Source organism: Pseudomonadota bacterium, assembly GCA_023229365.1.
Classification (GTDB): Bacteria; Myxococcota_A; Polyangia; order JAAYKL01; family JAAYKL01; genus JALNZK01.
Genome location: JALNZK010000184.1, coordinates 1 through 7,830 on the forward strand (window position 1 = coordinate 1; position 7,830 = coordinate 7,830).

5 protein-coding genes are annotated in these 7,830 nt (G+C 69.8%); 2 read left to right on the plus strand and 3 right to left on the minus strand.

Going from position 1 to position 7,830, the window contains the following annotated elements:
- On the plus strand, positions 1-1,363 hold a 1,363-nt coding region (locus M0R80_30125), incomplete at its 5' end, for a hypothetical protein (GenBank protein MCK9463896.1).
- On the opposite strand, the gene M0R80_30130 is transcribed toward M0R80_30125, so the two are convergent.
- Both M0R80_30130 and M0R80_30135 read right to left on the minus strand, forming a co-directional pair.
- The gene (locus M0R80_30130; protein ID MCK9463897.1) at positions 1,326-2,300 is read right to left on the minus strand and encodes a hypothetical protein; all 975 of its coding nucleotides are present in this window, start codon (positions 2,298-2,300) and stop codon (positions 1,326-1,328) included. The genes M0R80_30125 and M0R80_30130 overlap by 38 nt on opposite strands.
- Positions 2,297-4,798, minus strand: coding sequence for a hypothetical protein (locus tag M0R80_30135; protein MCK9463898.1), 2,502 nt, complete (start codon positions 4,796-4,798; stop codon positions 2,297-2,299). The genes M0R80_30130 and M0R80_30135 overlap by 4 nt, the downstream gene beginning before the upstream one ends.
- Positions 4,799-4,996: 198 nt before the next feature.
- Here M0R80_30135 and M0R80_30140 point away from each other — a divergent pair, with 198 nt between their 5' ends.
- Positions 4,997-6,361 (plus strand): hypothetical protein, encoded by a 1,365-nt coding sequence (locus M0R80_30140; protein MCK9463899.1) that lies wholly within the window; start codon positions 4,997-4,999, stop codon positions 6,359-6,361.
- Between the two features lie 103 nt (positions 6,362-6,464).
- Here M0R80_30140 and M0R80_30145 read toward each other — a convergent pair.
- The coding region (locus tag M0R80_30145; GenBank protein ID MCK9463900.1) for an ATP-binding protein at positions 6,465-7,830 on the minus strand (1,366 nt) is incomplete at its 5' end.

A 7,830-nucleotide genomic window follows, 5' to 3' on the forward strand; every position in this document is an offset into this window, starting at 1 on the left:
TTCCTGCGGCGCCCAGGCCGCTTTCGCCACGGACTGCTTGGCCTGCCAGACCTGCGGCGTCGGCCCCACGGGGCCCGAGTGCAAAACCGCCGACTTCGAAGACCACACCGAGTGCGTCGGCGACGACATCTACTGGTTCGATTCCTGCGGCGCCCAGGCCGCTATCGCCACGGACTGCTTGGCCTGCCAGACCTGCATCACTGGATCAGGCGGGCCGTTCTGCCAGGCGGACGTCCTCGACGATCACCTCGAGTGCAACCTGAACGACGTCTGGCAGTTCGACTCCTGCGACGCGCCGGTGTCGATCTACGATGACTGCGGCACGAACGAGGAGTGCGTCGACGAAATCGAGCCACCGGAGTGCGACTGCCTGCCCGGCTGGGTCGGCCTGGACTGCAACGTTTACGTCTGCGACGGGGGCGGCGAGGACGGCGAGACCTGCGGGACGGCGCACACCGTCGGCCGCGACGAGCTGCCGATCACGATCACCGGCGACACCGCCGCCGCGGGTGTGGATCCGAACATCAACGTGGCCTGCGGTGGCGTCAACCAACCGGGCCACGACCTGATGTACCGCGTCTACCTGTTCGCCGGCGAGGTGCTGGACGTCACGATGGACCCGACGGACGTCGGCGACGACCTCTCCGTCTCCGCGTTCTTCGATCCGTCGGCCACGGTCCCGACGTGCTCGACGACGACGCTCCTCGACTGCGACGACAGCGGCGGCAACGGCGCCCCGGAGTACCTGACCATCGTCGCCGTCGACGAGGGGTGGTACGAGATCGTGGTCGATGCGAATGCTCACGACAACGGTGGACAAGGGCTGTTCACGCTCTCCCTCTCGATCGACAACCCGGTGGCCGGCGAGTGTTACGACGGCGCGGTCACGCCGTGCGAGGACCAGGCGGTGCTCTTCGACTGGGCCGGGGCGGCGATCGCCGCGCCGATGGTCACCAACGTGTCCGGCACGGTCGACGGCATGACCTACATCTACACCTCGATAGCGTTCAGCGGCACCGCGATCCAGACGTTCGACATCCCCTGCGACGGAGGGACCTGGTACATGTGGGGCCTGCGCTGGAAGCCGTCCGACGCGCTCGCCTCGTTCCAGTTCCAGGTCGACGGCCTGCCGACCACGCCGATCGTCTGGGATATCTCCGGCGGCGCCGACTGGAACTGGGCCTGGGACCAGGCGAACGGCGACGGCTCCATGACCCCGGTCTGGTCATCGCCGCTGACCGTCGGCACGCACACGCTGACGATCTTGGGCGGCGCCTCCAATGGGGTGGACTACTGGAACCACCCGACGATGGGCTACATCATCATCACGAACGATCCGGCGTTCGCGCCGCCGGCCCTGTAGGTTCCGCCGTCGGCGGATTCCCCACCCCCCTCTTCAGCAGGATGACGTACGCGCCGCCGCCGCGGTCGATGAGCGCGACGCGATCGGGCGACGCGATCTTCGCGACGAGCGGGAACCACGGCTCCTCGCGCGCGAGGTTGCTCTTCGCGACGAACTCCGGCACGAGGATGTCGACCTCGACGTACGGCCCGCCGCCGAGCTCCGCCATCCGCTTCGCGAACGACACCGCCTCGAAGCCGGCGCGCGGGGCGACGTCGTTGTGCATGGCCCCGCCGTAGATGGCGACGATCCGGCGCGGCGCGTCCGCCGGCCGCCCGGCGACGCTGTCGGCCGCCGCGTCCCCGAGCCTCGCCGCGACGAGCTCGAGGAACGCGAGGTAGTCGAGCCCGCCGTCGGCCAGGAGCACCTTCTCGTACTCCGCGCAGCTCACGGTGAGGATGTGCGGCGCGACGCCGAGCGCCTTGGCCCGCCTGAGGAGGAGCACCGTCTCGTCCGCGGTCTCGGCCGGCCGCTCCGAGACCTCGTCCACCTCGGCGACGACCTGCTTCTCGACCTTGCCGCAGCGCCCGGCGCTCACCCAGGTCTCGACGACGAGATCCGACGCCGTTGGAGAGAGCACGGGCATCATCCGTTCCGCGAACCGCGCGATCGCGGAGCGCGTACCGCTCGTCCGGTTGAGCTGATGGTACTCGCCGAAGCCTATCACGCGCGGCTTCTCGGCCGAGAGGATCGCCTCGAGCGCCTGCGCCTCGTCGTCGAACAGGCGGTACGCGAGCTCGGGAGGCGGCGCCCCCGGACCTGCGTCGGCAAAGGCGCCGGGGCCGCCCCCGTCGACGGGCCTCGCGGCGGGCGCCTCCTCTTCGCAGCGGCAGGCGACGACGAGGAGCGCCGCGGACAGGACCGCGCCGATGCGCGCCGCGAGACGAGCCGCGATCATCGGAACAACGACGCTGCGATCCGCTGCAGCAACGATCCTTCGACGACCCTTTCGCGCGCCCCGGCCGCGCCGCACCCGCAACCGTCGCCGCCCTTCGGCTCGCCGTCCACGCCCGCGTCGGTGCCCGCGTCCGGCGCGAGGCCGTCGAACTGCGCGGTGCCCTCCGCGTCGGCGACGGCGTCTCCCACGAAGACGCGCAGGGAGGAGAGCGTGCCGCGGCCCTCTCCCTGGTTGACCGGCATGACGTAGTACTCGCCCGGCGTCACGCCGACGAGGCTGAACCTCGAGTCGCCGTCGAGCGGATAGGGCCCGAGCGCGCCCTCCGCCGCAAAGACCGTCGTCCCGTCGTACGCGAACGCGAGCGGCGCGCCCGCGGACACGAGCACGAGCATCGCGGGCTCGGCGGGCTCGGTCAGGCTCGTCGAGGCCTCGGCCGCGACGCCCATCGTGAGGTTCACAGCCGCGTCGCCCGCGGCCGCGGTGACCATGTACTGGACGATCCCCGGGACGTACGGGACGGCGGGAGCGCTGTTCACGGCCGCCGGAGCCGCGATGTTCGTCTCCCTCGCGACCTCTCCGGAGCGGCCGTCGCCGATGACGCGCGGGCAGTCGTCGGTCTGGTGCCCGGCGAACACCGCGAGCGCGGCGTCGCGCGCCGTCTCTCCGAGCAGCTCCTCGATCGCGACGGCCGTGGCGAGCGCGGCCTCCGCGAACCCCTGGTTCGCGACCACGGAGGTGAGCCCCACGAACGCCGCCTGCTCGAACTCGTGCCGCGCGGCCGCGTCGGTCCCGGCGGCGGCCTCGCGAGCCTGGTACAGCGACTGGCTCCACGCGAGCGAGTCGTAGTGCACCTCGCCTATCAGGTAGTCCGGACAGACCTCGTCGCCCAGCATGTCCCGGTACGGCTGCGGGGCCCCGGCGAACGAGTACTCGCCCATCCGCGGCTCGTTCGTGAAGAACGCCGCGAAGGCGTCGGCGTACCCCTCGCTCATGCCGCCCGGCTCGACGTTGACGCCCCACTCGTCGCCGAACTCGATCATCTGGCCCACGCCGACGGACACGGCGTTCGCCACGGAGTGCGCGAACTCGTGGTAGATCACGTCACCGTCCCACGAGAAGTCGATCAGCGTGCCCTGCCCGAAGACGATCGAGTCGAACGGGCGCTCCCATCCCGGGATGCCGGTCGGGCCGCCCGGCATGAAGAACGCGTTGTCGAACGGATAGAGCTCGCCGTCCGGGTCGACGAGGTTCGCGAAGTCGATGGTGCCGGTCATCTGGATCGGGATGCGGAAGTTGACCGTGGCCATCATCGGCACGACCTCGTGGCCCTCCCAGTCCAGCGAGGCCGCGTCCGGGTGGCCGTCCATGAGCCCGAGGAAGTAGTCGTAGATCCGGCTCACGTGGTGGAACATCTGCACCTCGGCGAACTTGTCCGTTTCCGCGAGATCGTCGAGGCCGAAGTGGGAGCCCTCCCAGGGGTACATGTACTCGCCCTCGGCGTCGGCCGAGGCCGTCTGCACCTCGCTGCAGAAGTGCGCGTTGATCTCGCCCAGGCCGAACGACGAGAGATCGAGCGGGATCGTCTGGTGGTAGTCGGGGCAGTTGCGCGCGAGGAAGAGCGGGTGGGAGAGCCACACGCAGCCCTCCGCCGGGCAGGCGCAGTCCGCGGCGCCCTCGGCGTAGTCGCACGCGGTCTGGGTCGAGAGGCCGCCGTCGTACTCGAGGCCGCCGTCCGCGAGGTCGAGGATCACGTCGACGGGATCCGCGTAGGGGCCGCCGAAGTCGCCCGGGTTGGTCTCGAACGCCCGGCCCACGTATTCGAAAGCGATCCGGTTCTCCGTCCGGACGATCGCGCCGGTCTGCGCGTCGGCGTACACCCAGTAGTTGGCGAGCAGCCCGGGGACGGCGCCGAGGTGGATCTCCCAGGCGAGCACCCCGCGGCCCGCGGCCGGCACGACCACGAGGCGGGCGCTCGTGTCCGCCGCCGCGAGCGCCGGCAGCGGCGCGGCCTCGCGGGCGACCGAGATCGCGTCGGCCGCGTCGAGCACCGGCTCGACGTCGATCCCCTCGAGCGGGGCGAGCGAGCTCGACGCGATCCGGACGGAGCCGTCGCGCCGCACGACGATCGCGAGCTCGCCTCCGACGACCGGCACGCCCTCGTACGTCTGCTGGAACCGCACGGTGCGGCCGAGCGCGTTGGGTGTCCCGCGCGACGCGCGGAGATCCTCCGGGCACGCCGCGAACAGGCCGGTGTTGTCGGAGACGAACCGCTCGGCGATCGCGACAGGCGTTCCCGGGGCCGGCCCGGAGAGCGCGCCGGCGATCAGCGACGGGTACGCCGTCTCGTCCGAAACCAGGACCTGCGGCGCCGCGTGCGCCCTCTGCGCGAGCGCCTCCAAGGCCGCGGCCGCCCGCGGGTGGAGCGCCGCCTGCGCGTTCGCCCCGCCGACGGCCAGGATCGACAACCCGAGCACGACGCATGTCAACCAACGACCCATTTCGGACCTCCTTTTGATCGCGAGGGACGCGTTCCCTGTCGACGGGTTCCCCGGGCGACGCGGTTCAGCTCACAGAGTGTACCGAAACGCGGATCGGACTGAACCGGAATTTCGCGACCCCTGCGGTTCTCTCGGCCCGGGACGCCACTCTCCCGGCGGCCGCTTGGAGATTTTCCGGCTCTGGGGTATCTAATCACCATGAGGATCTCCTTGGGGGCAGGCATCTTCGCGGCGCTCCTCGCCGCCTCGTGCTCGGGTGTCCAACCGCCGACGTACGCCGGGGACTCCGGCACCGACACGGACACGGACTCCGATACGGACACGGATGTCGACACGGACACCGACACCGACACCGACTCCGACTCCGACTCGGACGGAGGTCCGGACTCCGGGCCGGACACCGACACCGACACCGACACCGGTTCCGACACCGACACCGACACCGACACCGACACCGACACCGACACCGACACCGACGCCGATCTGTGCACGCCCGCGGACGCCGTCTCGTGCGCCTCGTCGGTCGCGGGCAACAACGGCGCGAGCGGCTCGACGTCGTCGATCTCGGGCTACTCCTGCACCGGCTACGTCGAAGTCGGCCCCGAGTACGCCTACGTCTTCGCGCCCGTCGACGATACGAACGTCTCGCTGGTCCTCTCCGGCATGACCGTCGACCTCGATCTGTTCCTGCTCGTCGACATCGGCTCGGGCTGCGATCCGGCGAGCTGCGTCGCGTCGAGCACCGTCGGCGGCCTCGCGGCCGAGGACATCGACGTCGCGGTGTCGGGCGGCTCGACCTACTACGTCGTCGTGGACGGCTTCACTTCCACGCCGGGCGACTACGCGCTCGATCTCGCGTGCACCGGGGACTGCGTGGGCGCCGGGCACGACGAGGACGGCGACGCGGTCGACGACAACTGCGACGGCTGCCCGTCCTACCCGGACATCACGCTCGCGGACGCGGACTCGGACGGCGTCGGCGACGTCTGCGAGTGGCCGGGCGACGGGACGATCCTCTCGGAGACGACGGCGTTCGATCCGTTCACCGGAACCACGGCGTCGTGGACGACCGACGGCGCGGGCTCGTGGACCATGGACGGTGACGTCTACACCGGCGTGACCGACGGCAACGGCTCGAACGCGTACCACGGCACGGTGCCCGCCGCGCCCTACTCGATCGAGTCCACGTTCCACTACACGGGCGAGGTGTCCGCCGTGGAGCCCAGATGGGTGTCGACCGTGTTCGGCCACGCGACGAGCACGTCGTGGTTCCAGTGCGCGTTCCAGTCGAACACCGGGGATCTCGGGATCTGGCACCTCACGTCCAACGTCGACGAGATCGCCACGATCGACGACCTGGAACGCGATCCGTCCGTGCAGCGCAGGATCCGCGTGTACTTCGACGGCGACACGGTCACCTGCACGCTCGACCACAGCGAGCTCGGGCAGATCGGCGAGATCTCCATCGACGAGAGCGATCTGCCCGCGTCGGTGACCGGCGGCGGCGGCGTGCGCGTCTACAACGAGACGGCGGCGTTCGAGTCGTTCCTCATCTACGAGTAGGGGCCCCTGCCGAACGACCTGCCGATTAAGGGCGATTCATGAATCGCCCCTACGACGAGACGCTCACGCCCCTGCCAAATGACTCGGCGCGCTCCATCGGGCGTCATCCCGACTTGTGGCGGGGCAGATGGACGTTGAAGGTCGTGCCCTTCCCCGGCGCGCTCTCGACCGTGATGAAGCCGCTGTTCTGCGTGACGATGCCGTAGACGGTCGAGAGCCCGAGACCACTACCCTTCTCCTCCCCCTTGGTGGTGAAGAAGGGCTCGAAGAGACGGTCGAGGACCTCCTGCGTCATGCCGCTCCCGTCGTCACGGACGGTCAACCGGACGAAGTCGCCGGGGAGATGGTCGGGGTGCGCGGTGCAGTGGGTCTTGTCGAAGCTCTCGTTGCGGGTCTCGACGACGATCCTCCCGGCGCCGGTGATGGCGTCCCGCGCGTTGACGCAGAGGTTGGCGACGACCTGCTCGAGCTGCCCCGGGTCCATCCACACCGGCCAGAGCTCCGCGGCGAGCTCCCGATCGAGCGCGATGCTCCCGCCGACGAGCGGCCGGAGCATCTTCAGCATCTCTTCCACACTCCCGTTCAGATCGAGCACCCGGGGCGACGCCGCCTGCTTGCGGGCGAAGGCCAGCAGCTTCCGGGTGATCTCCGACGAGCGCTTGGCGGCGTTCATGATCTCCTGAAGATAGCCGTGGGCCGGGTCGTCCGGCGCAGTGCTCAGAAGCCCCATCTCCGCGCAGCCGAGGATGATGGTCAGCATGTTGTTGTTGTCGTGGGCCATGGCCCCGGCGAGACGGCCGGCCGCGTCCATCTTCTGGGCCTGCCGGAGCCGCTCGTTCGCCTCGACCAGGTGGAGCGTCCGGACCCGCAGCCGCCAGCGGAGGAGGAAGATGAAGATGATCGCCATCAAGAGCAGGCCGCCGACCGCCCCCATCCCCCACACGAGATAAGGAGGCACGATCACCCTGGGCGGGCGGTCCATCCAACGCCACAACGCCTTGTAGTAGACCGATTCGGGCTCCGCCTTCATGGCCCGCAGGTTCTCGTCTATGGCCGCGAGAAGATCGCGGTTGGCATTGGCCTTGGCCGCGAAGAAGAGCGAGACCGGGTGGAAGACGACGGGGGTCTTCTCGAGCCCGTACTGCCGGTGAAAGTAGTCGCCCGAAAGGTGGTTCGCGACGACCGCGTCGGCCTGTCCGCTCTCGACGAGCCGGTACGCCTCTTCGAACGAGGCCGCCTCGACGAAGGTGATGTCGAATCCGAACCCCTTCGCCATCTTCTCCAGCGTCGTCTGCTGGATCGAACCCTTGAGCACCGACAGGCGGCGGCCGTCGAGGTCCGCCAACCGTTCTATCTCCCACCCGCTCGGGGCGTAGACCGCCGACCAGCTGTCGACCACCTCCTCCGCATGGAAGTCGAACCGCCGCGCCCGATCGGGCGAGTAGGCGCCATCGGGCAGGCGGTCTAAC

Excerpts from the sequence above, each read along its gene's own strand:
- M0R80_30130 (MCK9463897.1), bottom strand. The coding sequence starts at position 2,300 with ATGATCGCGGCTCGTCTCGCGGCGCGCATCGGCGCGGTCCTGTCCGCG.
- M0R80_30135 (MCK9463898.1), bottom strand. The coding sequence starts at position 4,798 with ATGGGTCGTTGGTTGACATGCGTCGTGCTCGGGTTGTCGATCCTGGCC.
- M0R80_30140 (MCK9463899.1), top strand. The coding sequence starts at position 4,997 with ATGAGGATCTCCTTGGGGGCAGGCATCTTCGCGGCGCTCCTCGCCGCC.